The 23,983-nt window shown below is 67.3% G+C and carries 21 protein-coding genes and 1 pseudogene; 9 read left to right on the top strand and 13 right to left on the bottom strand.

Annotated elements, in window-relative coordinates; all coding sequences use genetic code 11:
• Positions 1-51: 51 nt before the first annotated feature.
• The 3 genes from EV580_RS22690 to EV580_RS22680 are packed head-to-tail and all read right to left on the bottom strand — an operon-like array spanning position 52 to position 3,194.
• The gene (locus EV580_RS22690; protein WP_133693818.1) at positions 52-1,215 is read right to left on the bottom strand and encodes an acyl-CoA dehydrogenase family protein; all 1,164 of its coding nucleotides are present in this window, start codon (positions 1,213-1,215) and stop codon (positions 52-54) included.
• Positions 1,212-2,306, bottom strand: a complete 1,095-nt coding sequence (locus EV580_RS22685) for an acyl-CoA dehydrogenase family protein (protein WP_133693816.1) — start codon at positions 2,304-2,306, stop codon at positions 1,212-1,214. Before EV580_RS22685 ends, EV580_RS22690 begins: the two co-directional genes overlap by 4 nt.
• Positions 2,307-3,194, bottom strand: a complete 888-nt coding sequence (locus EV580_RS22680; RefSeq protein ID WP_133693814.1) for an alpha/beta hydrolase — start codon at positions 3,192-3,194, stop codon at positions 2,307-2,309.
• Positions 3,195-3,325: 131 nt separating this feature from the next.
• Here EV580_RS22680 and EV580_RS22675 point away from each other — a divergent pair, with 131 nt between their 5' ends.
• The 5 genes from EV580_RS22675 (at position 3,326) to EV580_RS22655 (ending at position 10,169) form a co-directional block, all read left to right on the top strand.
• Positions 3,326-5,269: a flavin-containing monooxygenase gene (locus tag EV580_RS22675; RefSeq protein ID WP_133693812.1), complete on the top strand. Its 1,944-nt coding sequence runs from the start codon at positions 3,326-3,328 to the stop codon at positions 5,267-5,269.
• A 9-nt stretch (positions 5,270-5,278) separates the two neighbouring features.
• Positions 5,279-6,304, top strand: a complete 1,026-nt coding sequence (locus tag EV580_RS22670) for an alcohol dehydrogenase catalytic domain-containing protein (protein ID WP_133693811.1) — start codon at positions 5,279-5,281, stop codon at positions 6,302-6,304.
• 64 nt (positions 6,305-6,368) lie between these two features.
• Positions 6,369-7,355 carry a glycoside hydrolase family 6 protein gene (locus tag EV580_RS22665; RefSeq protein ID WP_133693809.1) on the top strand — a complete coding sequence of 329 codons (987 nt, stop codon included), beginning with the start codon at positions 6,369-6,371 and terminating at the stop codon, positions 7,353-7,355.
• Positions 7,356-7,498: 143 nt separating this feature from the next.
• Entirely contained in the window at positions 7,499-8,695 is a 1,197-nt protein-coding gene (locus EV580_RS22660; RefSeq protein WP_133693807.1) for an alpha/beta hydrolase, read from the top strand.
• A gap of 55 nt (positions 8,696-8,750) precedes the next feature.
• A complete protein-coding gene (locus tag EV580_RS22655) occupies positions 8,751-10,169 on the top strand; it encodes a WS/DGAT/MGAT family O-acyltransferase (RefSeq protein ID WP_133693805.1) in 1,419 nt (472 codons plus the stop codon).
• On the opposite strand, the gene EV580_RS22650 is transcribed toward EV580_RS22655, so the two are convergent.
• Genes EV580_RS22650 through EV580_RS22635 form a run of 4 tightly spaced genes read right to left on the bottom strand, consistent with a single transcriptional unit; the run spans position 10,166 to position 14,714 of the window.
• Positions 10,166-11,101, bottom strand: a complete 936-nt coding sequence (locus tag EV580_RS22650; RefSeq protein ID WP_286171756.1) for a DUF4436 family protein — start codon at positions 11,099-11,101, stop codon at positions 10,166-10,168. The genes EV580_RS22655 and EV580_RS22650 overlap by 4 nt on opposite strands.
• Positions 11,094-12,380, bottom strand: a complete 1,287-nt coding sequence (locus EV580_RS22645) for an alpha/beta hydrolase (RefSeq protein WP_133693804.1) — start codon at positions 12,378-12,380, stop codon at positions 11,094-11,096. Before EV580_RS22645 ends, EV580_RS22650 begins: the two co-directional genes overlap by 8 nt.
• Positions 12,349-13,974, bottom strand: a complete 1,626-nt coding sequence (gene fadD12, locus EV580_RS22640) for an acyl-CoA ligase FadD12 (RefSeq protein ID WP_133693802.1) — start codon at positions 13,972-13,974, stop codon at positions 12,349-12,351. Before fadD12 ends, EV580_RS22645 begins: the two co-directional genes overlap by 32 nt.
• Positions 13,974-14,714: a 1-acyl-sn-glycerol-3-phosphate acyltransferase gene (locus tag EV580_RS22635; RefSeq protein WP_255496814.1), complete on the bottom strand. Its 741-nt coding sequence runs from the start codon at positions 14,712-14,714 to the stop codon at positions 13,974-13,976. The genes fadD12 and EV580_RS22635 overlap by 1 nt, the downstream gene beginning before the upstream one ends.
• A 155-nt stretch (positions 14,715-14,869) precedes the next feature.
• Here EV580_RS22635 and EV580_RS34310 point away from each other — a divergent pair, with 155 nt between their 5' ends.
• The gene (locus tag EV580_RS34310; protein WP_133693798.1) at positions 14,870-15,652 is read left to right on the top strand and encodes a crotonase/enoyl-CoA hydratase family protein; all 783 of its coding nucleotides are present in this window, start codon (positions 14,870-14,872) and stop codon (positions 15,650-15,652) included.
• Positions 15,653-15,677: 25 nt separating this feature from the next.
• On the opposite strand, the pseudogene EV580_RS22625 reads toward EV580_RS34310, so the two are convergent.
• Positions 15,678-16,511, bottom strand: a pseudogene (locus tag EV580_RS22625) (DMT family transporter); the annotation flags it as partial.
• Between the two features lie 72 nt (positions 16,512-16,583).
• On the opposite strand from EV580_RS22625, the gene EV580_RS22620 reads away from it, so the two are divergent.
• Positions 16,584-17,480, top strand: a complete 897-nt coding sequence (locus EV580_RS22620) for a LysR family transcriptional regulator (RefSeq protein ID WP_133693797.1) — start codon at positions 16,584-16,586, stop codon at positions 17,478-17,480.
• Here the strand turns inward: EV580_RS22620 and EV580_RS22615 are convergent.
• From EV580_RS22615 to EV580_RS22605, 3 genes are read right to left on the bottom strand one after another with little or no spacing between them, the layout of a single operon-like run.
• A complete protein-coding gene (locus tag EV580_RS22615) occupies positions 17,474-18,520 on the bottom strand; it encodes an acyl-CoA dehydrogenase family protein (protein WP_133693795.1) in 1,047 nt (348 codons plus the stop codon). The two genes, EV580_RS22620 and EV580_RS22615, sit on opposite strands and share 7 nt — an antisense overlap.
• Positions 18,517-19,677, bottom strand: a complete 1,161-nt coding sequence (locus tag EV580_RS22610; RefSeq protein WP_133693793.1) for an acyl-CoA dehydrogenase family protein — start codon at positions 19,675-19,677, stop codon at positions 18,517-18,519. The genes EV580_RS22615 and EV580_RS22610 overlap by 4 nt, the downstream gene beginning before the upstream one ends.
• Entirely contained in the window at positions 19,674-20,516 is an 843-nt protein-coding gene (locus EV580_RS22605; RefSeq protein WP_133693791.1) for a PaaI family thioesterase, read from the bottom strand. The genes EV580_RS22610 and EV580_RS22605 overlap by 4 nt, the downstream gene beginning before the upstream one ends.
• A gap of 59 nt (positions 20,517-20,575) precedes the next feature.
• On the opposite strand from EV580_RS22605, the gene EV580_RS22600 reads away from it, so the two are divergent.
• Positions 20,576-21,100, top strand: coding sequence for a dihydrofolate reductase family protein (locus EV580_RS22600; protein WP_133693790.1), 525 nt, complete (start codon positions 20,576-20,578; stop codon positions 21,098-21,100).
• On the opposite strand, the gene EV580_RS22595 is transcribed toward EV580_RS22600, so the two are convergent.
• Together EV580_RS22595 and EV580_RS33835 are read right to left on the bottom strand one after the other, a co-directional pair.
• On the bottom strand, positions 21,090-21,722 hold the full coding sequence (locus tag EV580_RS22595) for a TetR/AcrR family transcriptional regulator (protein WP_133693788.1): 633 nt from the start codon (positions 21,720-21,722) through the stop codon (positions 21,090-21,092). The two genes, EV580_RS22600 and EV580_RS22595, sit on opposite strands and share 11 nt — an antisense overlap.
• The gene (locus tag EV580_RS33835; RefSeq protein WP_166654838.1) at positions 21,723-21,860 is read right to left on the bottom strand and encodes a hypothetical protein; all 138 of its coding nucleotides are present in this window, start codon (positions 21,858-21,860) and stop codon (positions 21,723-21,725) included.
• Positions 21,861-22,123: 263 nt separating this feature from the next.
• Here EV580_RS33835 and EV580_RS22590 point away from each other — a divergent pair, with 263 nt between their 5' ends.
• Positions 22,124-23,953 (top strand): acyl-CoA dehydrogenase, encoded by a 1,830-nt coding sequence (locus tag EV580_RS22590; RefSeq protein WP_133693786.1) that lies wholly within the window; start codon positions 22,124-22,126, stop codon positions 23,951-23,953.
• Positions 23,954-23,983: the final 30 nt, after the last annotated feature.

Below are 23,983 nucleotides of genomic sequence, written 5' to 3'. Positions count from 1 at the left end.
AGGAATTGGCACCAGAACCAGGCCTGTGGATGAACCTGAGTCTGTGCAGAACTAGCTCGACGTCGGCAACTCCCGGAAGGCCGTATTACGGTATGGCTCCGGCTCTTTCGGCAGGCCGAGGACGCGCTCGCCGACGATATTGCGCTGAATCTGGTCGGTACCCCCGCCGATGGAGGTGAAATAGGCGTTCAGCGTCCGGAACGTCACCGCGTCACCGACCGGATTGTCCGGACCGGTCAGCATCGACTCGGGACCGGCGATCTCGGTCTGCACCTTCGCCGTCTCGTGCAGGATCCGGGACATGGCGATCTTGCCGAGCGCCAGCAACGTGGCGGCCTCGGCCCGGTCGGTGGTGGCCTTGGCGCGCTGGGTGTTCCACCGGTTCACCGCCGCATATGCCTCGACCCGGGCGATCTCCTGGCGGATGAACGAGTCGTCGAGTCTGCCGGCGCGGCGGGCCATTTCGACCAGGCTGTCGGCGTCCGCCTGCGGCTTGCGCGCCGAGCGCGTGGTGCGGGCCAGGTCACCCATCAACCGCCGCTCATAGGACAGCGCCACCTGCAACACCGACCAGCCGCCACCCGGCTCGCCGACCAGGTTCGCGTCCGGCACCCTCGCACCGGAGATGAACACCTCGTTGAACTCGGACTCCCCGGTGATCTGGTGGATCGGCCGAACTTCGACGCCCGGCTGACGCATCGGGAACATGAAGAAGCTGATTCCGTTGTGCTTGGGCACATCCCAATCGCTACGGGCCACCAGCAGCCCGTAATCGGCCGTCTTCGCGAACGACGTCCACACCTTCTGTCCGTCGATCACCCATTCGTCGCCGTCGCGTTCGGCGCGGGTGCGCAACCCGGCCAGATCGGATCCGGCGCCGGGCTCGGAATACAGCAGGCACCATTTGGTCTCGCCGCGGATCGATGGCGGGATCAGCCGATGCTTCTGCTCGTCGGTCCCCAGATCGTGCAGTGTGCAGGCGAACAGGTTGGCCCGGTCGTGCCCCGTGCCCGGCGCGCCCACCGCGGCGAATTCTGCTGCCACGATGCGAGATTGCGGGTCGCTCAATCCGCGTCCCCACCACTGTGGCTCCCAGCTCGGCACCGCCCAGCCGGCGTCGAACACCAACTGCGCCCACTGCCCACGATCCAGCGCGGCATCCCAGTGGTCCGCGAGCCATTGCCGGACTTCCTCGCGCACCTCGTCGTCGGTCACTGCGCCTCCCGCAGTCGTACGTAGCGTTCCCGATGCCACGCCGGGTCGCCGAACAATTGGGCGTCGGTCCGTGCCCGCCGCAGGTACAGGTGGGCGGGGTGCTCCCAGGTGAAGCCGATGCCGCCGTGCACCTGAATGCTGTTCGCCGCGATCGACACGAACGCCTCCGAGCAATAGGACTGTGCGGCAGCCAGATCCACCAGGCGACCGGGATCGTCGGCGTCGAACGCCGCGGCAACGTGCCGCGCCGCCGACACAGAAGACTCGGCGTCCAGCAGCATGTCGGCGCACATGTGCTTGACCGCCTGGAAGCTGCCGATCGCACGGCCGAACTGGAAGCGTGTCTTGGCATAGTCGGCGGCCATCCGCATCGCGTGCATCGAGCCACCAGCCTGCTCGCCCAGCAGCGCCACTGCCGCGAGATCCAGTGCGGTGTCGAGCGCGGTGGCCCCGCCGTCCAAGGCGCCGACCAGACGAGCGGGCGTGTCGTTCAACGTGATTCGGCCCTGTTTGCGGGTCTGGTCCACCGTCGACAGCGCGCTGATCTCCAGGCCGGGGGCGCCCGGAGCGATCGCAAAGATCGAGTCTCCGGCCAGCACGTAGATCCGCTGGGCGATCGTCGCATCGAGCACGTAGGTCTTGGTGCCGGACAACAACCAGTCGAAGCCGGCCGCGCGCGCGACAGTGGCTGACCCCGGCCGGGCCGACCCCGGCTCGGCGAACGCCACTGTCGTGAGGAATTCGCCTGCTGCGATGCGGGGCAGGACGTCGGCCTGCTCCTCGGAGTCGCCGAGGGCCAACAACAGTTGCGTGGTCAACAGCGACGACAGGTACGGCGCGCACAGCAGGGCCTTGCCCATCACCTCCATGACCACCCCGACCTCGACGGCTCCGGCGCCGGAACCCCCGAACTCATCGGGGATCGCGAGGCCGAGCAGACCCATCGCGGCCAGCTCAGACCACACCGCGGGGTCGTATCCGGTGTCGGTCGCCATCAACCGGCGGACCTCGGTCTCCGGCGAGCGCTTGGCCATCAGCTCGGCCACCGCGTCGGCCAGATCCCGCTGCTCGGTGGTCAGTGCAGCCGACACCTAGCCTCCGAAGCTCTCGCGCAGGCTGTCGCACTGGCTGTAGAAGAACGCCGTCGAGATGTCGGCCTTGGCGACGATTCCATCGAACCCGTGGAAGGCGCCGGGCACCACATGAACTTGGCAGGGCACGCCGGCGGCCTTGAGGCGCTCGGCGTACTCGAGGTCCTCGTCGTGGAAGAGATCAAGCGTCCCGACACCGAGCCACGCCGGCGGCAGGCCGGCGAGATCGGTCCGACGGGCGGGCGCGGCAACCGCCGGGTCGGCGCCGCCCAGATAGGCCTTCCAGCCGAACTTGTTGCTGGTGGCGTCCCACAGCCGGTGCCCGGGGTTGTAGAGGTGGGTGCCCACACTGCGGTCGTCGATCATCGGATAGACCAGCACCTGGAAGACCGGCTTCACCCCATCGCGATCACGGGCCAGCAGCGCCAGCGCCGCGCACAGGCCGCCACCGGCACTGGCCCCGCCGATCGCGATCCGGTCGGCGTCGACACCGGGCAGCCGGGCCAGCCACTGCAGCGCCGTGTAGCAGTCCTCCAGCGGTACCGGGTACGGGTGCTCGGGCGCCAGCCGGTAGTCGACCGCGGCCACCGTGATTCCCAGCTCCTTGACGAATCTGCGGCACAGCAGATCGTCCTGGGCGGCGCTGCCGATGACGTAGCCGCCACCGTGGATCCACAGCAGGGCCGGGGCGGTCGTTTCCGTTCCGGCGGGCCGGTAGAGGCGGATGCCGATGCCCGATTCCAGCGTCAGAATGTCGACGTCGTCGGTCCTGGCTCGCTGGAAGACGGTCAGCCGGCGGATGACCGGCAGCGTCAGGGGGGTGATCAGCCTGCGGGGGGCGAACCGCGCGGCTTTGCGCAGTTCGGGATGGATGTCGGTGGTCGCCACGCAGCCCAGTATTACCACCGGCGATGGGGCTGGGACAGGACCTTGATCCACGACGGCACCGACAGTATCGTGATGGCGGCAATTACGGAACGCTGCGTAGCGTAATTGCGTAGCGGCGAGAGGACACGTCAATGTCGACCAATCCGTATGCGGGGCAACCCTTCACGTCCACCGACGCCGAGATTGCCGCAGCATTGGAGCAGGTCAGCATCCCCACGATGCTGCTGTCCCTGGTGCACATCACCGGCGATCCTCGATTCATCCGCGAGTTCAAGCAGAACGGCGTCTTCCTCAACGAGGTCCAGGGCTTCATGTCCGAGGAGGACAAGGCCAAGGCCCGCGAAGTGGCGCTGCCGGTCATCGCCGACTACCGCGACCGGGGCTGCCCGGGACCGGTGCCGCTGAGTCCCGATCTGATCGCCGAGATGCTGGACTGGGCCGCCTGCGAACACGTCGACGACGAATACCGCCCGATGGTCCTGGAGGAGATGGACCTCGAGGATGTCGACCCACGCCGTCCCGTCGCGCTCGACCCCGAGGCGACAGCCGACTTCCCGGTCGTCGTGATCGGGTGCGGTGAATCCGGTCTGCTCGCCGCGATCCGGCTCAAACAAGCCAATATCCCGTTCACCGTCGTCGAGAAGAATGCCGGCCCCGGCGGAACATGGTGGGAGAACAGCTATCCCGGTGCCCGGGTCGACGTCGCCAATCACTTCTACTGCTACAGCTTCGAACCGAGCAACGACTGGTCGCACTATTTCGCCGAACAGCCTGAATTGCGTGCCTATTTCGAAACCGTGCTGGCCCGCCACGAACTCGACGAGAACGTGCGCTGGGAAACCGAGGTCGTTTCCGCGACCTGGAGCGACGACGACGGCAGCTGGGCTGTGGTCGTGCGCGGCAAGGACGGAACCGAATCCACCATTCGCGCCAGGGCGGTCATCACCGCGGTCGGCCAGCTGAACCGGCCGCAGCTGCCCGACATCGACGGCGCCGACACCTTCGAAGGTCCCGCATTTCATTCCGCGGCCTGGGATCACTCCGTGGACCTCACCGGCAAGCGGGTGGCGCTGATCGGTGCCGGCGCAAGCGGGTTCCAGATCGCGCCGGCCATCGCCGACCGGGTCGAGCACCTGACCGTGTTCCAGCGCACCGCGCAGTGGATGTTTCCCAATCCGATGTACCACGACAGCGTCGGCGACGGTGTGCGCTGGGCGATGAATCACCTTCCGTACTACAACCGTTGGTATCGCTTCCTGGTGATGTGGCCCGGCGCCGACAAGGGTCTGGAGGCGGCCCGCTCGGATCCGGCCTACACCAACGCCGACGACCCGAACTATGCGGTCAGCGAGATCAACGCGGTGGCACGCCTGATGTTCACCGACTGGATCACCACCCAGGTCGGTGACGATCACGAACTCTTGGCCAAGGTGCTGCCCGACTATCCCGCGACCGGCAAACGCACGTTGCAGGACAACGGAACTTGGCTCACCACCCTGCGCCGCGACGACGTCGAGCTGGTGCGTACGCCGATCGAACGGATCACCCCGCACGGGGTGGTCACCGCCGACGGGGTGACCCACGACGTCGACGTCGTCGTCTACGCCACCGGATTCCGCGCCACCGAGGTGCTGTTTCCGATGACGATCACCGGCCGTGACGGGGTGGACCTGCGCGCTTCGTGGGGGGAGCGACCCGCCGCCTACCTCGGCATCACCGCGCCCGGGTTCCCGAACTTCTTCATGATCTACGGCCCGGGCAACCATCTGGCGCACGGCGGCAGCCTGATCTTCAACTCCGAGCTGCAGATGCGCTATATCAACGACTGCCTTGCGGAAGTGATCGGCAACGGCTGGAACGCAATTGAGCCGACCGCCGAGGCCACCGAGGCGTGGCACCAGAGGCATCAGGCCGAGATCAACACGATGGTGTGGGCCCATCCCTCGATCAAGCACTCGTACTTCAAGAACCCCGACGGGGAGATCCACACCGTGAGTCCGTGGCGCCTTCCGGTGTACTGGAACGCGGTGCGTGAGCCCGAATGGTCGAACTTCGTTGTGACAAAAGAGAAGTGAGGAAGACTCATGCGCGCGGTGCTCATCGAAACGCCGGGATCCGTCCGGGTCGACAACTGGCCCGACCCGGTATTGCCGGGACCGACCGGAGCCATCGTCCAGGTGACCGCGGCCGCCATCTGCGGCTCGGACCTGCACTTCTACGAGGGTGACTATCCGCTCTTCCAGCCGGTCTCGCTGGGGCACGAGGCCATCGGCACGGTGGTCGAGGTCGGGGCGGACGTGCGCACGGTCAAGGTCGGCGACCAGGTCATCGTGTCCTCGGTGGCCGGCTGCGGCCACTGCGCAGGCTGTGCGACCCTGGATCCGATCCAATGCGCCTCGGGTCCACAGGTTTTCGGTTCCGGTGTGCTGGGCGGAGCGCAGGCCGAACTGATGGCCGTGCCGGCCGCCGACTTCCAGCTGCTGAAAATGCCGGAGAACATCAGCACCGAGGCGGCGCTGCTGCTCACCGACAATCTGGCCACCGGGTGGTCGGCCGCCCAGCGCGCCGACATCCCGGTCGGTGGCACCGCCGTGGTGATCGGCCTGGGTGCGGTCGGTCTGTGCACAGTGCGCAGTGCGTTGTTCCTCGGTGCGGCACAGGTTTTCGCCGTCGATCCGGTGGCCGAGCGGCGTGAGCGGGCTGCGAAACTCGGTGCGACGGCGATCGCGCCGCCCTCAGCGCAGGCGGTCATGGAGGCCACGGGTGGCCGGGGCGCGGACTCGGTGATCGACGCCGTCGGCAACGACACCACGATCGACGACGCGATCGCCACCGTGCGTGCCCGCGGCACGGTGTCGGTGGTCGGGGTGCACAACCTCAACCCCTACCCGTTCCCGGCGCTCACCGGCCTGCTGCGCAGCCTGACCTTCCGGATGACGACGGCGCCCGTTCAGCAGACCTGGCCGGAACTGATCCCGCTGCTGCAGAACGGGCGGCTGGACGTCGACGGCATCTTCACCACCAACCTGTCTCTCGATCAGGCCGCCGAGGGTTATGCCGCGGTAGCCGCCCGGGGTGGCGAGGTCGTCAAGGTCATCCTCACGCCGTGAACTGCGGGTGGCTTCGGTACACGGTTGGCGTTTCTGGACCCCCGGCACTAGCTTTTCTTCGGTGATGTCCTCAGCTGCTGGTGCGGTCGCACGATGGATCGCCCCGTTCATGACGGCTGCGGTCGTCGCCGGCATGGTTCTGTCCACCGGACCGGTGCAGGTCGGGCCGGTTCGCCTGGCCGACGATGCCGCCCCGATCGGCGGGTCGCCCTTCTATGTGGACCCGAACTCCGCGGCCATGCGTGCCTCGCGTGCCAACCCGGACAATCCCCAGCTGGCCTACATCGCCAACACGCCGCAGGCCTACTGGATCGACAACCTGGTTCCGGCCGCCGCGGTCACCAAGTACCTGACCGGTGCCTGGGCTGCGGGCGCCATGCCGATGCTGGCCATGTATTCGCTGCCGAATCGCGACTGCGGCAGCTTCGCCTCGGGTGGGCATGGATCGGCCGCGTCCTACCGCGGGTGGATCGACACCGTCGCGTCCCAGATCGGCGGCGGACCCGTCACGATCATCCTGGAACCCGACGCGCTCGACATGGCGGACTGCCTGTCCGGTGACGCGCGCCAGGAACGCTTCGACCTGATCCGCTATGGCGTCGACACCCTGACCAAGAATCCCGCCGCCGCCGTGTACATCGACGCCGGGCATGCGCGCTGGCTGCCCGCCGAGGAGATCGCCAATCGGCTCAACCAGGTCGGCATCGCCAACGCGCGAGGTTTCAGCCTCAACACCTCCAACTTCCTGACCACCGACGAGGAAATCGGTTACGGCGAAGCGGTTTCGGGGATGACGGGCGGTAAGCCCTATGTGATCGACACGTCCCGCAACGGCAATGGACCGGCCGACGGCGAATTGTATTGGTGCAATCCCAGCGGTCGTGCGCTCGGAGTCCAGCCCACCACGGCCACCGGTAACGGCCACATCGACGCGTTCCTGTGGGTCAAGCGTCCGGGTGACTCCGATGGATCGTGCGGGCGCGGGGATCCCGGGCCGGGCAACTTTGTGAACCAGTTCGCTATCGATTTGGCGCGTAACGCGGGTCATTAAAGTGCGTAATTGACGCGAACGGGCAAACGCCAACTTATGTGGCATGCGTTGTAGCACGGTCGATCTCCGCTGAACCCAGCAAAGCAGTGAACATTCCGAAGAATTTGTCGTTTCACCTTGCTACTGCGGGGTACGCTCGCGCAATGACGGTGAACCCGTGGACGACAGCTCGCTGGCTGATGCAAGCCGGCCCCGCTGACTACCTGCTGGCCATGAGCGTGGCCTCCGCTCAGCTGCCGGTCGTCGGTAAGCACCTCGAACCGCTGGGTGCGCTGAGCGCGATGAGTGTCTGGGGTGCGCGGCAGATGCCGGAGCTCGTCGGTGCGGCCACCAAGTCCTGGTTCGCCCCGAACGCCGGTGAGGTCCGCAAGGCCGACCGGGAAAGCACGCGTGCGGTGGCCGAGGCCGGCCTGCGCGGTGTCGTGGCCGCCGAGGACCTGCAGATCGAGTGGCCGGCGCCGGAAAAGGCGCCGCCCGTGCTGAAGGCCTTCGAACATCGCAAGAACCTGTACCGGGGTTCGGTCCGCTACGGCGACGACCCCTCGCAGCTGCTCGATGTCTGGCGCCGCAAGGATCTGCCCGCCGAACCCGCCCCGGTCATGGTGTTCCTGCCCGGCGGTGCTTGGGTGCACGGCAGCCGGATCATCCAGGGCTACGCGCTGATGTCGCATCTGGCCGAGCAGGGCTGGGTCTGCCTGTCGATCGATTACCGTGTCGCCCCGCATCACCGGTGGCCGCGGCACATCCAGGACGTCAAGGCGGCGATCGCCTGGGCTCGCGCGAACGTCGACCGCTTCGGTGGCGACCGCAATTTCGTTGCGGTGGCGGGATGTTCGGCCGGTGGTCACCTTGCCGCACTGGCGGGACTGACGATCGACGACCCCGAGTACCAGGCGCACCTGCCGCAGGGGTCGGACACCGCCGTCGACGCCGTCGTCGGCATCTACGGCCGCTACGACTGGGAAGACCGCTCGACTCCCGAGCGCATCCGCTTCGTCGACTTCCTGGAGCGGGTGGTCGTCAATAAGAAGCAGAGCCGCCACGGCGACCTGTTCCGCAAGGCTTCACCGATCGCGCGGATCCATCCCAAGGCGCCACCGTTCCTGGTCGTGCACGGCTCCGGTGACAGCGTGATCCCCGTCGCGCAGGCCCAGGCCTTCGTGGACCGGCTTCGCTCGGTGTCCCGCTCGAAGGTCGGTTACGTCGAATTGCCCGGTGCCGGTCACGGTTTCGACATGACCGACGGCGCGCGTACCGGCTCAGTCGCCACCGCAATCGGGCTGTTCCTCAATCAGATTCGCCGTGACCGTGCCCTCATGTCCACCAAAGAGGTCATCTGAGCCCTCCTCGGCTGTATCGTCCGGGCTGGGACGGACAGGGGCGGAGAGGTGAGCGATGAAACGACTGCGCGGCTGGGACGCGGTGCTGCTGTACAGCGAGGCACCCAATGTGCACATGCACACCCTCAAGATCGCGATCATCGAGCTCGGCGATCGGGGCGGCCGCACGTTCGGCGTCGAGGAGTTCCGGCAAGTCATCCGCGGCAGGCTCTACAAGCTGGACCCGTTCCGCTATCAATTGATCAACATCCCGTTCAAGTTCCACCATCCGATGTGGCTGGAGAACTGCGACGTCGACCTCGACTACCACATCCGCCCGTGGCGGGTGAAGGAGCCGGGCGGCCGCCGCGAGCTCGACGAGGCGATCGGCGAGATCGCCAGCACCCCGCTGGATCGCAGCCGGCCGCTGTGGGAGATGTATTTCGTCGAGGGACTGGCCAACGGCCGGATCGCGGTCGTCGGCAAGATCCACCACGCCCTGGCTGACGGCGTCGCCTCGGGCAATCTGATGGCCCGCGGGATGGATCTGCAGAGCGGCCCCGACCCGGATCAGGAATTTCCGACCGACCCCGCGCCCGCCCGCGGCGAGTTGGTGCGCTCGGCGTTCGCCGACCACCTGCGCCAGCTCGGCAAGCTGCCCGGGGTCATGAAATACACCTATGACGGGATGCGCCGGGTACGGCGAAGCGACCGCAAGCTGTCGCCCGAGTTGACCATGCCGTTCACGCCGCCGCCGTCGTTCATGAACCACATGCTCAACCCCCAAAGGCGTTTTGCCACTGCGACATTGGCGCTGGCCGAGTTCAAGGAAACCAGCAAGACGCTCGGCGTCACGATCAACGATCTGGTGCTCGCCACCGCGGCCGGGGCGCTGCGCACCCTGCTGTTGCGCTATGACGGCAAGGCGAATCATCCGCTGCTGGCGTCGGTTCCGGTGAGCTTCAACTTCGACCCTGACCGAGTATCGGGCAACTTCTTCACCGGCATGATGGTGGCGGTACCCGTGGAGGTCGAAGATCCGCTCGAGCGGGTGCGCCAAACCCACGACGCCGCGGTGCTGGCCAAGGAAAGTCACCAACTGGTCGGACCCGAGTTGGTCAGCCGGTGGTCGACGTACCTGCCGCCCGCGCCGGCACAGGCCCTGTTCAAGTGGCTGTCCACCAGGGACGGCCAGAACAAGGTGCTGAATCTGCCCATCTCGAATGTGCCCGGCCCACGCGAACACGGTCGCGTCGGCGGCGCGCTGGTCACCGAGATCTACTCCGTCGGGCCGCTCACCGCGGGCAGCGGGTTGAACATCACCGTGTGGAGTTACGTGGATCAGCTCAACATCTCGGTGCTCACCGATGGCTCGACTGTGCGCGACCCCCATGAAGTCACCGACGCGATGCTGGCGGCGTTCTCCGAAATTCGGGTGGCCGCAGGGCTTTCCGGTGAGCTGGCGGTCGTGGAGACGGCCATGGCGCAGGCCTAGGACGGCTGCTCGACGGGTTCGTCCGCTGAATCGATCGGGTCGGGTTCTGGCTCAGGTTCGCTTGCGGCGCGCTCTTTGGTGCGCTGATGGCGGAAGCCGATCACGATGCCGGAGATCAACGAAATGGAGATCACGGCCTCGGCGATGAAGAACGACCCGAAGTCGATGATCGATCCGATCGGTGGGCTGCCCGGCACGGCATTGCGCAGCGGAATCAGCGCGAACAGGATGGCGGCCATCATCGAACAGGCCGGGAAGATCAGGCCGTGTCGCCAGTGCAGCACGTAGTAGGCCGCAACCACCGCGCCGATCGCCAGACCCAGCATCAGCACCATCACGAACACCGCGAAGATCAGCGTGGGCATGCTGCGGTGAAGTCCGAGATTGACCACAACTCCGCCGTTTTGGGTGCTCCCCGACGACGTGTTGAGCCGGAAGAAGGGATCGGTGTTGACCACGGTGAGGGCCACCGGAACATTGTTTCCGTCGGCGTTGAAGACGTGCACCTCGAAGCGACCGGTGTACCGGTCGAACGGATAATCGGTGACGGCGCCGTCCACACCGACTTTCTGTTCGATATCCGGAGCGGCATCGCCGGCCTTGATATCCGCCTTCCAATTTCCGATCGCGGCCGTCGTCAGTGTGGCGTCCTGGGCGAAGTTTCCCTCCGGGTCGGCCAGTTTCCCGTTCGGCGACACATCGACGATTGTCACCGAAAGTGATTGTGTCGCTGAATCAACTCTCGTGATCCAGGCCGTGACGTTCACTCGATCCGGCGCATCAGGATCGCCGAAGTAGCTTTCCTGATCAGTGTCGTTCCTGCTGGTGATGTATCCCGTGACGCTCAGGCCGATCACGGCGGCCAGTGCGAGAAACGCGATCGTCAGCCTGCGCAGGCCGATATCGCGCACCCGCCGGATATGTCTACGCACGAGGCCTATTCTTCATCGCGCTCGCGTACACCCACGACAGGAACTGGCCGACGGCCTCGGCCGAATCGTGTGCGCGGCGCGAGGGCATGATGTCGTAGCCGTGCTGGGCGCCGGGCAATTCGGCGTAGAGCACCGGTTCCTTGGCCACCTGGCGGAATTCCTCGACGAACTCGCGTGCCTCGCCGACCGGGATCACCGAGTCGTGTTCGCCGTGCAGGATGAAGAACGGCGGAGCGTCGGCGCGCAGCCGGCGGATCGGCGACGCGTCGGTGTAGATGTCGCGGAACCGGCTGAATTGCCGCTTCACGACCAGCCGTTCGAGGTAGGCGATGAATTCGCGACGCCCCTCGCCGTGGGCTGTGTACCAGTCGTAGCGGCCGTACACCGGGACCGCGGCCACCACCGAGGTGTCGGCCTCGGGGAAACCCGGCTGGTATTCGGGGTCGTTCGGGGTCAGTGCGGCCAGGGAGGCGAGGTGCCCGCCGGCCGAGCCGCCGGTGATCGCGACGAAATCGGGGTCGCCGCCGTACTCGGCGATGTTCTCCTTGATCCACGCCAGCGCCCGCTTGACGTCGACGATGTGATCGGGCCAGCTATGTGCCGGGCTCACACGGTAATTCATCGCCACGCAGATCCAGCCGCGGTCGGCGAGGTGGCTCATCAGCGGGTAGGCCTGCGGGCGGCGCCAGCCGATGGCCCACGCGCCGCCGGGCACTTCGAGAATCACCGGGGCCTTGCCGTCGCGCGGCAGGTCGCGGCGGCGCCACACGTCGGCCAGGTTCGCCCGGCCGTGCGGCCCGTAGATGACGGTGCTGCTCTTCTCGACGAATTGCCTGCGCGACCAGGTGGTTCGCCAGGCGGTGGGCCGACCCGACGCGGACGGTGTGCTGGGCAGGGTGTCGAGGACGTCGGTGAAATCATCGCCGAGGCCCTCGACCAGGGCGGCGTGCAGCACCGGCCTTGGCGTGGTCATGTTGCGACGCTGGATCGCCCCCAAGAAGACCCACGACAACGCCGTCAGCATCAGCGCAGTACCGCCGCGCCTGCCGCGGAAGTCCCCGCGCAGACCGCGCCGCACAGCGTCGAGCACCGAGCCGGCCAGGTACACCAGCGGTAGCTCGGACGTCGGCCAGCCGAAGGAGAAGACCGCCAGGGTCTTGTAGCCTTTGCGGCTCAGCGGGTGAAACCCGTTGGCCGCATTGGCCAATTCGACGAGGGCGCGCGCCAGCGGGCGCGGACGCCGCAGCTTAGCCGTCAGACGTACGAGCGATGAGTTCATTACGCAGGATCTTCCCGGTGCTGCCGCGCGGAAGCTCGGCCAGGATGGTGATCTCCCGAGGCACCTTGTAGTTCGCCAGGTTGTCACGGACGTGGGTTTTGAGCTCGTCGGAACCCGCGCCCGATCCGTCGGTGAGTACCACGAACGCGACCAGCCGTTGACCGTACTGTTCGTCGTCGACGCCGAGCACCGTGGCCTCGGCCACCTCGGGATGGGTGGCCAGCGTCTTCTCCACCTCGATCGGGTAGACGTTCTCGCCGCCGGAGACGATCATCTCGTCGTCGCGGCCCACGACGAACAGCCGCCCGGCCTCGTCGAGACGGCCGATGTCGCCCGACGACATGAACCCCTCGTGAAAGTCCTTGGTATTCCCCGACGTATAGCCGTCGAATTGGGTGGAGTTCTTCACGAAGATCCGGCCGACCTCACCGGTGGGGACTGTGTTGAACTCGTCGTCGTAAATGCGGATCTCGGTGCCGACAGCCGGCTTACCCGCGGTGTCGGGCGCGACCCGAAGGTCGGCCGGGGTCGCGGTGGCGATCATGCCCGCCTCGGTGGCGTTGTAGTTGTTGTAGATGACGTCGCCGAATTCGTCCATGAACTTGGTGACGACGTCGGGCCGCATCCGCGAGCCCGAGCACGCCGCGAATCGCAGGGTGCGGCCGCTGTAGCGCTTGCGGACGTCGTCGGGCAGATCCATGATGCGGTCGAACATCACTGGCACCACACACAATCCGGTGGCCTTGTACTTGTCGACGAGACCCATCGTCGCCGCCGGGTCGAACTTGCGGCGGGTCACCACGGTGCAGGCCATCGCCGAGGAGAACACCAGCTGCGAGAAGCCCCATGCGTGGAACATCGGCGCCACGACCACCGTCGTCTCGCCCAGTCGCCACGGGGTACGGCTCAGGATCGCGATGAGGTTGCCCGCCCCGCCGCCAGAGTGCTTGGCGCCCTTGGGAGTTCCGGTGGTGCCCGAGGTCAGCAGGATGAGCCGGCTCTTGCGGCCCGTCTTCGTGGCCTTCTGCCCGGCGTGGCTCGTGATCAGCTTCTCGACCGTCGGCGCATCGGTGGGCTCATCGGTCCAGGCCAGGATGCGCTGGGCTTCGGGGCGGTCTTGCACTGCCCGGTCCACCGAGGCGGTGAATTCCTCGTCGTAGATGACGACGTCGGCCTGTTCGCGGTTGACCACCTCGGCCAGTGCCGGCCCGGCGAAGGACGTGTTCAGCAGCAGTACGTCGGCGCCGATGCGGGTGGCCGCGATCAGCGACTCGACGAACCCGCGGTGGTTGCGGGCCATGATGCCGACGACCTCGGGGGTGCCGCCGGGCAGCTGCTGCAGCGCGGCCGCCAGGGCGTGCGCCCGCTGGTCGAGCTCGCGCCAGGTCAGCGTGCCCAGCTCGTCGATCAGGCCTGGGCTGTCCGGCCGGCGGGCGGCGGCCGTCGCGAACCCGGTCGCGATGCTCAGCCCCTCGTCGCGGGCGGCGGCCACCATCGCCACCGTGCGATCCGGCCGCATCGGGGTCAGGAAACCGGCCTTGCCCAGGGTGACGAGCGCATCGCCAATCGATGTCAGGCGGCCGAGCAGGTCCATCAGCCGATCACCGGGAAGCGGCGTTCGGAGGCCAGCTCGTCCAGTGCCTTCTGCATTACACCGCGGACGTGGGCGTCGACAGCATGGATGTCGGGGTCCTCGCCGAACTGTTCGGTGATGTCGATCGGATCGAGCACGCGCACGACGATCTTGGTGGGCAGCGGCACGTTGAGCGGAACGACGGCGCTCAGCCCGAACGGGAAGCCGAACGAGATGGGCAGGATCTTGGCCCGCAGCAGCTTGTCCAGTCGCAGCGCCTTGGCCACGCCGGTCCCGCGGGTGAGGAAGATCTGGCTCTCCTGCCCGCCGATCGCCACCGTGGGCACGATCGGCACCCCGGCGTTGATGGCGGCCTTGATATAGCCGGTGCGGCCGTCGAAGTCGATCTTGTTCTGGGTGAAGGTCGGGCGGTAGACGTCGTAGTCGCCGCCCGGGAAGACCACCACCACACCGCCGGAGCGCAGGGCTTCGTCGGCGTTCTCGTGGTTGGCGCGGATGAAGCCGTTGCGCTTGAAGAAGCCGGCGGTCGGACCGGTCAGCACCAGGTCGTGGCTCAGGGTGTACACCGGCCGGTCATAGCCGAAGTGTTCATAGAAGCCCAGCGCGAACACCGGCACGTCCATGGCGAACAGGCCGCCGGAGTGGTTGGACACCACCAGGGCGCCGCCGGGCGGGAACGACTCCAGGCCGCGCACCTCGCTGCGGTGATAGAGCTTGAGGAACGGGCGCAGCACGCCCATGGTCTTCTCGACCAGGCCCGGGTCCCACTTCTCCGTCTCGGTGGGTGTCGCGTCGCTGGTGCTCACACATCCTCCTCAGAATTGGAACGTGTTCTAGTTTTGTATGCTACCGGGCTCGCGACTGATGTCGTACCTCGATAGTTACCATTCCGGACGTGACTGAAAACGCCGTTACCGAAGAGCCCGCCGTCCTCACCGAGCGCCGCGGTCGCATCCTGATCATCACCATCAACAGGCCAAAGGCCAAGAATGCCGTGAACGCCGCGGTCAGCAACGGTTTGGCCGCCGCCATGGACGAGCTCGACGACGACGCCGGCCTGTCTGTGGGCATTGTCACTGGAGCCGGCGGCTCGTTCTGCGCGGGCATGGACCTGAAGGCCTTCGCCCGCGGGGAGAACGTCGTAGCCGAGGGCCGCGGCCTGGGCTTCACCGAGCGCCCGCCGCTCAAGCCGCTGATCGCCGCCGTCGAGGGTTACGCGCTGGCCGGCGGGACCGAGCTGGCCCTGGCCACCGACCTGATCGTCGCCGCGAGGGACTCCGCGTTCGGCATCCCCGAGGTCAAGCGCGGGCTGGTCGCCGGCGGTGGCGGGCTGCTGCGGCTGCCGCAGCGCATCCCGTACCAGATCGCGATGGAGCTGGCGCTGACCGGAGAGAACCTGTCCGCGGAGCGGGCTCACGAACTCGGCCTGGTCAATGTGGTGGCCGAGCCCGGGCATGCGCTGGAGGCCGCGATCGAGCTGGCCGAGCGGATCACCGTCAACGGCCCGCTGGCCGTGGCCGCCACCAAGCGGATCATCACCGAGTCGCGCGCGTGGTCTCCCGAGGAACAGTGGAAGGAACAGGGCAAGATCCTGATGCCGGTGTTCGCGTCGAAGGACGCTCAGGAGGGCGCGATCGCGTTCGCCGAGAAGCGCGCTCCGAATTGGACGGGCAGCTAGCTCTGCCCCAATTGGTTCCGGTCACGACCAGGATCGCGCCCGCGGTGCCGATCAGGGTGACCGGATCGCCGGCCACGAGGACGCCTGCCGCGGCCGCCCACAGCGGCTCGGTACCCAGCAGCAGGCTGACTCGTGCCGGCGATGTGCGCTGCACCGCCCACGCCTGGACGACGAAGGCGAAGACGGTGCACCCCAGCGCGAGGTAGGCGGTGATCAGCCAGTCGCCGAGGGAGAAGCGGGCTGCGACGGCTCCGGGCCCGCTGCCGGTGACCGGGGCGAGGGTGACGAACAGCGCCAGACAGATGCAGATCTGCACCAGCGTGAGGCGCCCGGGATCGAGTCGGCGCTCCCTGCTCAGCTGTGCCATCACGACGACGTGGCAAGCGCGGGCCGCGGCCGCGAGCAGCATCAGGAGGTCGCCGAGACCTGGCGCGGACAACCCGTCGGCCTGCGTGAGCAGTACGACGCCGAGCGCCGCGACCACGGTCGCGCCATAGAACGAGGCGCGCAGGCGGGTCCGTTGGGTCCACTGCTGCAGCAGTGGCGTCAGCACGATGGTCAGGGAGATGATCAGCCCCGCGTGGGACGCGGAGGTCATGGTGAGCCCGAACGTCTCCAGCGCGAAGATCACGCTGAGATTTGCTCCGAACAAGGCTCCGAGGACCAGTTCGGCGCGGCGGATGCGCCACAGCCGGACACCGAGCACGACGACGAGTCCGGTTGCGGCAAGGGCGAATCGGATGGCGAGAAACCCGAAGGCGGTGTCGGACGTGGCGACGCCCTTGGCCGCCAAATAGCTCGATCCCCAGACGACCGCGACGGCGAGCAGCGCCAGGTCGACGCGGCGGTGTGGGGGCATACCGCCATGGTGTCCGTCTCCAGACAAAGTAGACAAGCGATACATTTTTAACTAACCAAGTAGATTTACTACATGGATGTCGTGCGGCTGCGCCTGCTGCGTGAATTGTCCGAGCGCGGCACCGTGCACGCGGTCGCCGAGGCGATGTCGCTGACACCGTCTGCGGTGTCGCAACAGCTCAAGATCTTGCGGCGTGAGGCGGGGGTGCCCCTGCTCGAACCCGACGGGCGCCGAGTCCGGCTCACCGACGCCGGCCGTGCCCTGGTCGCCCGAACCGACGAGGTGCTTGCCGCCCTCGACCGGGCGCAGGCAGATATGGATAGCTACCGGTCCACGCCGCGCGGCACGGTGCGGGTGGCCATGTTCCCCTCAGGTGCCGCGATGCTTCTCGCTCGGCTCATCACCGAGGCCGCCGCCGTCGGTGTCGAGGTGCTCGGCCGCGACATCGACCAGCCGGCGAGCTACGCACCCACGCAGCTCGCCGACTTCGACGTCGTCGTCGTACACCGCGATGATCGTGATACCAACCCCTGGGGACCGCGAATCGAGGCGACCCCGCTGCTGCGCGAACCGCTCGAAATCCTCCTGCCACAGCATCATCGACTCGCCGGTAGCTCTCGCGTCTCGTTGCGGGAGCTGGCCGACGAGTCGTGGATCGGCGTCGAGGGCGGACTGATGGTCGACGACGTCCTACGCTCGCTGGCCACCATCGCCGGGGAACGACCGCGAATCGTTCAGCGGGTCAACGACTTCCGAGTCGTCGAGGAACTCGTCGCGGCAGGGATCGGGATCGCGCTTCTACCCCGCTACGTCCACACCACGCGGGCACTGGTCCGCAAGCCGCTCAGTGGAGTGCGTATCGCCCGCCGGATCGAGGCTGTCACCCGCGCCGGAGCCGCCGCGCGCCCCGCCGTCGCGCAGGTGATCGACATCCTCAAGGCGGTCGCGCGCGACGTGGCCGATCAGTGACACCCGACGACGAAATCCCATGGGTCGCCGCCGGTCAGCGCCAGGCGGCCCAATCTGCGCGCATGCGTCGCGGTGTCGCCGAACTCGTCGACCCAGCTGCGGGCCCGCATGGTCGCCAGCCAGAGCCGGTGTTCGATCGTCACGCCGATCGCACCGTGCAGCTGGTGGGCGGCGGTGACCACCGTCGGCACGACCCGGCCCAGCACCACCTTGGCCACGGTGACGGCGTAATCGGCTTGGGCATGGGCGAATCCGTGGTCGGTGACGGCGGCGACGGCAAGCTCGGTGGCCGCCCGGGCCCGCTCCACCTCACCGGCCATCGAAGCCAGAGTGTGTTGCACGGCCTGGAATGCGCTGAGCGGCCGGCCGAACTGCTCACGCTCCCTGGTGTGCGCCACGGAGAACTCGACTGCGGCGTCCAGCGCGCCCAGTGACTGCACACAGCGGGCCCAGGCGCCGCGGCGCAGCAGCTCCTCGGCGGCACCGTCAACGGTGACGAACCCCTCGGCCGGGATGCTGATCGTGTCGCGCGGCTCACCACCGAGGTTGTGCCCGTTGATGACTGACGTGGGTTGGGCGGCCGCGACCTGGAGGTCGGCGCCGTCGCGCAGGGCCACCACCACGGTGGCCGCGGCATCGGCGTAGGGCACACCGGCGATGGCCGTCGCGCCGACATCGCCGAGGGCGATCGTCAATGGCCCGTCGCCGGGGACCTCGAGTCCGGCCGCGGCGGCAAGCCAGCCCGCCAGCACGTCGGTCTCCGCCAGCGGCACCGTGACCGCGTGGCGGGCCAGCGCCCGCAGGACCACGGCCAACTCTGCGGGTCCGCCACCGGATTCCGGATCACTCGTCAGCCGCGTGAGGCCGGCGTCCTGCAGATGGCGCCAGGCGGTGGTGTCGACGTCGTCGGGCAGGCCGCGGTGGCCGATGCGCTCGTCGAACGAGCGCGCACCGATATCCTCGGCCAGTTGCCGCAGCTCGGCGAAATCGCCTGTGCTGCCGAGCGGTCCGAATACCCCGCCGGTCAATGCCCGCGTCACCTCAACCCCATTCCCCTGGCCACCACACCGCGCAGCACCTCGTTGGTGCCGCCGCGCAGCGTGAACAGCGGCGAATGCAGCCGCGCGACATCGAGCAGCGCGCCCACCCGCTCGCGCCCCGGGGTTTCGGCCACATACGAGAAGAGATCGGCAGCCAGATCCACCGACTCCTGCTCGAAGCGCGTGCCCAGATCCTTCACCAGCGCAGCCTCATTCGCCGGTGACTGCCCGGCGGCCAGCGCGCGGGCCACCGATATCGACAGCTGGCGCAGCGAGATGACCCGGGCCAGCAGATCGCCGACGGCCGCAGCGGTGTGGTCGTCGACGACGTCCTGGCCGGCCAGCAGCCGCACCAGCGCGGTCAGCAGCGGCGCGGTGGACAAGATGCGTTCGGGGCCACTGCGTTCGAACGACAGCTCGGCGGTGACCTGATGCCAACCGGCCCCGACCTCGCCGAGCACGTTGGCGTCCTCGATGAAGACTTCGTCGAAGGTCACCTCGTTGAAGTGGTGTTCGCCGGACATCATCACGATGGGGCTGATGGTGACGCCGGGCGATTGAGTCGGCACGATGAACTGGCTGAACCCGGCGTGCCGTCGCTGCGGGTCAACCGGGCTGGTGCGGGCCAGCACCACGATCTGATGGGCCAGGTGAGCGCCACTGGTCCACACCTTGGTGCCCGACAACACCCAGCCACCGTCGGTCCGGGTGGCCTTCGCCGCGGACGCGGCCAGGTCGGAACCGGCCTGCGGCTCGCTCATGCCGATCGATGAGAAGTACCGTCCCGCAGCGATTTTGGGAAGAAGACGCTGCCGTTGTTCTTCGGATCCGTAGGCCAGCAGGCCGGGTGCGACCTGGCGGTCGGCGATCCAGTGGGCGGCCACGGGCGCTCCGGCGGCGAGCAGTTCTTCGGTCACCACGTAGCGGTGCAGATGGCCGAGGCCCTGCCCGCCGTACTCGCGGGGGATGGTCAGGCCGAGGAATCCGGCGTCGCCCAGCCGGGCGCTGAAGCCCTCGTCCCAGCTGGACAGCCACGTGTCGACGCTTGGCTGCCAACCGAATTCGTCACGATCGGCGGATAGGAACGCGCGCACCGACGCGCGCAGCGTGGCCAGTTCCGGCTCGTTGGCGCACAGTGTCGCGAAGTCGTCGGTCATCGGTATCCCGTGACCCGCGCGATGATCGCCACCTTGCCGTCGTCGCCGACGGCCTGCGCGTCCCCGATCGCGGAGTTGCGACCGATTCGCAACGCCGTTCCCTCATAACGGGATTGGGCACCGGCGAAGAAGGGTCGCAGAAAGTTGACCCGGATCGACGCGGTGCGCAGTGGTTCTGCCTGCTCGTGGTTGATCGCCGCGGAGGCGACGAGTTCCAGCCCGGCGCTGCTGACGCCGCCGTGCACGATCCCGATCAGATTGTTGATGATCGAGTCCGGCCGCTGGGCCAACCGGTAGGTGCCGGATTCAGGGTCAAGCGGTTCGCCCGACATCAGCTCCGCCAGCGAGGTCTCCGGAGTGCGGATCAACGGGTCGGGCCCACGTTGGATCGGGCCGTCGGGGCCGCCGGTGATCGCGACGGTTCGCACAGTGCCCCCGCCGATCGTGGTGCCGCGATGGCTGAGTGTGCAGATTGCCAGCAGCGTTGCGCCGTGCGGACCCAACGGGCGGCTACTGGCGACCACGGGTTCGGCGGGGGCGGCCTGCAGGCTGTCGATCCCGTCGGGGGACAGCTCGACGGTCAGCTCGCTGGACACCGTCCACTGCCCCGACCCGCGCCGGTAGAAGTTCGCCCGCCCGCCGACGTCGTCGACCAGGATGGCCAGCGGTCCGACCGTCGGCATCCCGGTGAACGGGTTGACCAGGTGGCCCACCGGCATCGACGCGACCACGGTGAACTCGGTGAAGTTCTCGTCGAGGGTCTGGATGCCGAAGCGGGTGATGACACTTTCCGGAGTCTCCGGGTCCTGCCGCCCAGCCGGTTGGTCGATGAACGTCACGCTTGTATTCCAGCATCAGCGGCCCGGACGCTGTCGGAGGGGCCGACCATACTCGCCGCATGGCGACCGTGTACTTCACCGCATCGAGCTTGGACGGCTTCATCGTCGACGACGCGGGCAGCCTTGACTGGTTGACCTCCCGCGCCATCGACGTCAACGGACCCTTCGGTTACGAGGCGTTCAGCGCGACCGTCGGCGCGCTGGTGATGGGGTCGGCGACCTACGAGTGGCTGCTGGCCGATCAACCGGGGGAGTGGATGTACGACCAGCCGACCTGGGTGCTGACCCATCGCCCGCAGATCATCGCCGAGGGCCATCCGGTGACGGTGTTCAGCGGCACGGTCACCGACCTGCATCCTCGGCTGGTCGCCGCCGCAGGTGAGCGCGACGTGTGGGTGGTCGGCGGCGGGGAGGTTGGGGCACAGTTCGTCGCCGCGGGTCTGGTCGACGAACTGATCGTGTCGTATGCGCCGTGCAGCCTGGGCTCCGGCGCGCCGGTACTGCCGATCCGTTCGGAGTGGATACTCGCCGAAACCGGAGTCAACGGCGATTTTGTCTGTGCCCGTTGGCAATTCAGGCGTTGACGGTCGGAACGCCGAACTTCGTCACGAATTCCTTTGCCTTGATCAGGAACTCGATCTGCGCCGCGACGTCATGCAGGGGCTGCAGGCTTCGCACCGAGCGGCACAGCACCACCGCGCCTTCCATCGCGGCCAGCGTGGTGTCGGCCAATGCGGTTGCCTCGGCGGCTTCGAAGCCTTCACGGAGGTAGGCCTGCTTGGCGGCTTCGCGCCAGCGGCAGAAGATCTCACCGGCGATCGCGGTCAGCTGTTGTTCGTCCTCGCCGGCGCCGACGGCGGCGGCCAGCACGGGGCAACCGGCGGTGTAGTCGCTGGTGAGGAGTGCGTTTTCCCAGAGCTCGACGAAGCGGTGAAGCAGCACCCCGGCGCTCTCCCCGGCGGCTTCGTCGATGCTGGTGCCGATCTCATAGCCGGCGTAGTCCAGGGCTTCACGCAGGATCTGGCTCCGGCCTTCGGGGAAGTGGTGATAGACCGAGCCACGGGGCGCGCCGCTACGGGCCAGCACCTCGTCGATGGTCACCCCGGCGGCACCGCGCTCGCGCAGCACCTCGGCGGCACTCACCAGCATCTTGGTGCGGGTGGAGCTACGGGCTCGGCGGGTGCTACCGGTCGGCGTCTGGGTCATTCAGGCGGCGGGGGATTGACGGACGTGGGTACCCCGCCACGCCAGGGCGCGTGCGCCCCGCCCGAACAGCTGCCTGCGCTTGTCAGGCACCTGGCGCGTGAACCGGTGACCGGCGATGTTCAGCTCGATCAGCCACATTGTTTGTCTCCTTGCGGGGCAGGTCACTAGACCAACTCCATAACTATGGTTACGACCATAGGATTAGAACGCTATTAACGCAAGCGATGAGCTGTCGCGAAGGTTAATAGCTGGCAAACGGGGGTGCTGAGCTGACTGCCCGGCCTGGCCGGCAAGCCTTTGTATGATCCAGATCATATTTCTGGTGGCCGTCGGATCGCCCTGATCAGGCCAGCTCAACGGACTAGGCTCGGCTGCGTCGGCGACTGAAAAGGACGCAATCGATGAGCCATTACAAGAGCAACGTCCGCGATCTCGAGTTCAATCTCTTCGAGCTGCTGGACCTGGGGAAAGTTCTCGACGACTATCCCGACCTCGACGGCGACTCGGTACGCGAGATGCTGGCCGAGGCCGCCCGGCTGGCCGAGGGGCCGGTCGCCGAATCGTTCGCCGAAACCGACCGACATCCGCCGACGTTCGATCCCGACACCCACGTGGTGTCGCTACCGGAGCCGTTCAAGAAGTCGATGCGGGCCTGGCAACAGGGCGAGTGGTTCCGCATCGGCCTGTCGGAGGAGGTCGGCGGCGTCCCGGCTCCGGCGATGGTCACCTGGGCGATCGACGAGCTGGTGCTGGGAGCCAACCCGGCGGTCTTCATGTACATGGCCGGCCCGATCATGGCCAACATCCTGTTCCACATCGGCAATGAGCAGCAGAAGCACTGGGCGACGCTGGCCGCCGAGCGCAACTGGTGCGCCACCATGGTGCTCACCGAACCCGATGCCGGATCCGACGTCGGCGCCGGACGGACCAAGGCGGTCGACGCCGGCGACGGCACCTGGCATATCGAGGGCGTCAAACGGTTCATCACCAACGGCGACGCCGACGACTACTTCGAGAACATCCTGCACCTCGTGCTGGCCCGCCCCGAGGGCGCCGGACCCGGCACCAAGGGGCTCAGCCTGTTCGTGGTCCCCAAGTTCCTGCTGGACCCCGAGACCGGCGCTCCCGGTGACCGCAACGGCGTCTACGTCACCAACCTCGAGCACAAGATGGGCCTGAAGGCTTCGGCCACCACCGAACTCAGCCTGGGATTACACGGAAAGCCCGCGATCGGCTGGCTGGTGGGCGATGTCCACAACGGCATCGCGCAGATGTTCAAGGTCATCGAATATGCCCGGATGTTCGTGGGCACCAAGGCGATTGCCACCCTGTCGACCGGATACCTGAACGCGCTGGAGTACGCCAAGACGCGGGTGCAGGGTGCCGATCTGACGCAGATGACCGACAAGACCGCACCGCGGGTGACGATCATCCACCACCCCGATGTGCGGCGTGCCCTGATGACCCAGAAGGCCTACGCCGAGGGGTTGCGCGCCCTGTACCTCTATACCGCCGCGCATCAGGATCCCACAGTCGCACAAGTGGTTTCGGGCGCCGACGCGTCGATGGCCGAGCGGGTCAACGATCTGCTGCTGCCGATCGTGAAGGGAGTCGGATCTGAGCGTGCCTATCAGACCCTGACCGAGTCACTGCAGACCTTCGGCGGATCCGGCTTCCTGCAGGACTACCCGATCGAGCAGTACATCCGCGACGCCAAGATCGACTCGCTGTACGAGGGCACCACCGCCATCCAGGCGCAGGACTTCTTCTTCCGCAAGATCGCCCGCGACCGGGGCGGGGCGCTGGCGCACGTCGTCACCCAGATCGAGAAGTTCATCGACAGCCCCGATGCCAGGCCGGAGCTGGCCGCCGCCCGCGCCTCGCTGGCCGCCGCGTTGGACAACGTGCGTGCCGTCGCGACGGTGATGACCGGCTACCTGCTGGGCGCGCAGGACGATGCGCGCGAGCTGTACCGGGTCGGGCTCGAGTCGGTGGGCTTTCTGCTGGCGGTCGGCGATCTGCTGATCGGTTGGTTCCTGTTGCGCCAGGCCGAGATTGCGTGCCACGCCCTGGACGGCGACCCCGATCCGCGCGAGGAAGCCTTCTACCGCGGCAAGGTGGCGGTGGCGAACTTCTTCGCCGCCACCGTGCTGCCCCGGCTGGCCGCTGAGCGAAAGATCGCCGAGTCGATCGACCTGTCGATCATGGACCTGAGCGAAGAGGCGTTTTAGCCGTCGGTCAAGATGGCGGGGTAACCGCCC

The organism is Mycobacterium sp. BK086 (assembly GCA_004362315.1).
In the GTDB taxonomy this organism is placed as follows: Bacteria; Actinomycetota; Actinomycetes; order Mycobacteriales; family Mycobacteriaceae; genus Mycobacterium.
This window is presented reverse-complemented; position numbering and strand designations above follow the sequence as displayed.

Coding starts and splice junctions, on each gene's coding strand:
- EV580_RS22675 (WP_133693812.1), top strand. CDS start 3,326: ATGTCGACCAATCCGTATGCGGGGCAACCCTTCACGTCCACCGACGCC.
- EV580_RS22670 (WP_133693811.1), top strand. CDS start 5,279: ATGCGCGCGGTGCTCATCGAAACGCCGGGATCCGTCCGGGTCGACAAC.
- EV580_RS22665 (WP_133693809.1), top strand. CDS start 6,369: ATGTCCTCAGCTGCTGGTGCGGTCGCACGATGGATCGCCCCGTTCATG.
- EV580_RS22660 (WP_133693807.1), top strand. CDS start 7,499: ATGACGGTGAACCCGTGGACGACAGCTCGCTGGCTGATGCAAGCCGGC.
- EV580_RS22655 (WP_133693805.1), top strand. CDS start 8,751: ATGAAACGACTGCGCGGCTGGGACGCGGTGCTGCTGTACAGCGAGGCA.
- EV580_RS22645 (WP_133693804.1), bottom strand. CDS start 12,380: ATGAACTCATCGCTCGTACGTCTGACGGCTAAGCTGCGGCGTCCGCGC.
- fadD12 (WP_133693802.1), bottom strand. CDS start 13,974: ATGGACCTGCTCGGCCGCCTGACATCGATTGGCGATGCGCTCGTCACC.
- EV580_RS22635 (WP_255496814.1), bottom strand. CDS start 14,714: ATGGGCGTGCTGCGCCCGTTCCTCAAGCTCTATCACCGCAGCGAGGTG.
- EV580_RS22620 (WP_133693797.1), top strand. CDS start 16,584: ATGGATGTCGTGCGGCTGCGCCTGCTGCGTGAATTGTCCGAGCGCGGC.
- EV580_RS22610 (WP_133693793.1), bottom strand. CDS start 19,677: ATGACCGACGACTTCGCGACACTGTGCGCCAACGAGCCGGAACTGGCC.
- EV580_RS22600 (WP_133693790.1), top strand. CDS start 20,576: ATGGCGACCGTGTACTTCACCGCATCGAGCTTGGACGGCTTCATCGTC.
- EV580_RS22595 (WP_133693788.1), bottom strand. CDS start 21,722: ATGACCCAGACGCCGACCGGTAGCACCCGCCGAGCCCGTAGCTCCACC.
- EV580_RS33835 (WP_166654838.1), bottom strand. CDS start 21,860: ATGTGGCTGATCGAGCTGAACATCGCCGGTCACCGGTTCACGCGCCAG.
- EV580_RS22590 (WP_133693786.1), top strand. CDS start 22,124: ATGAGCCATTACAAGAGCAACGTCCGCGATCTCGAGTTCAATCTCTTC.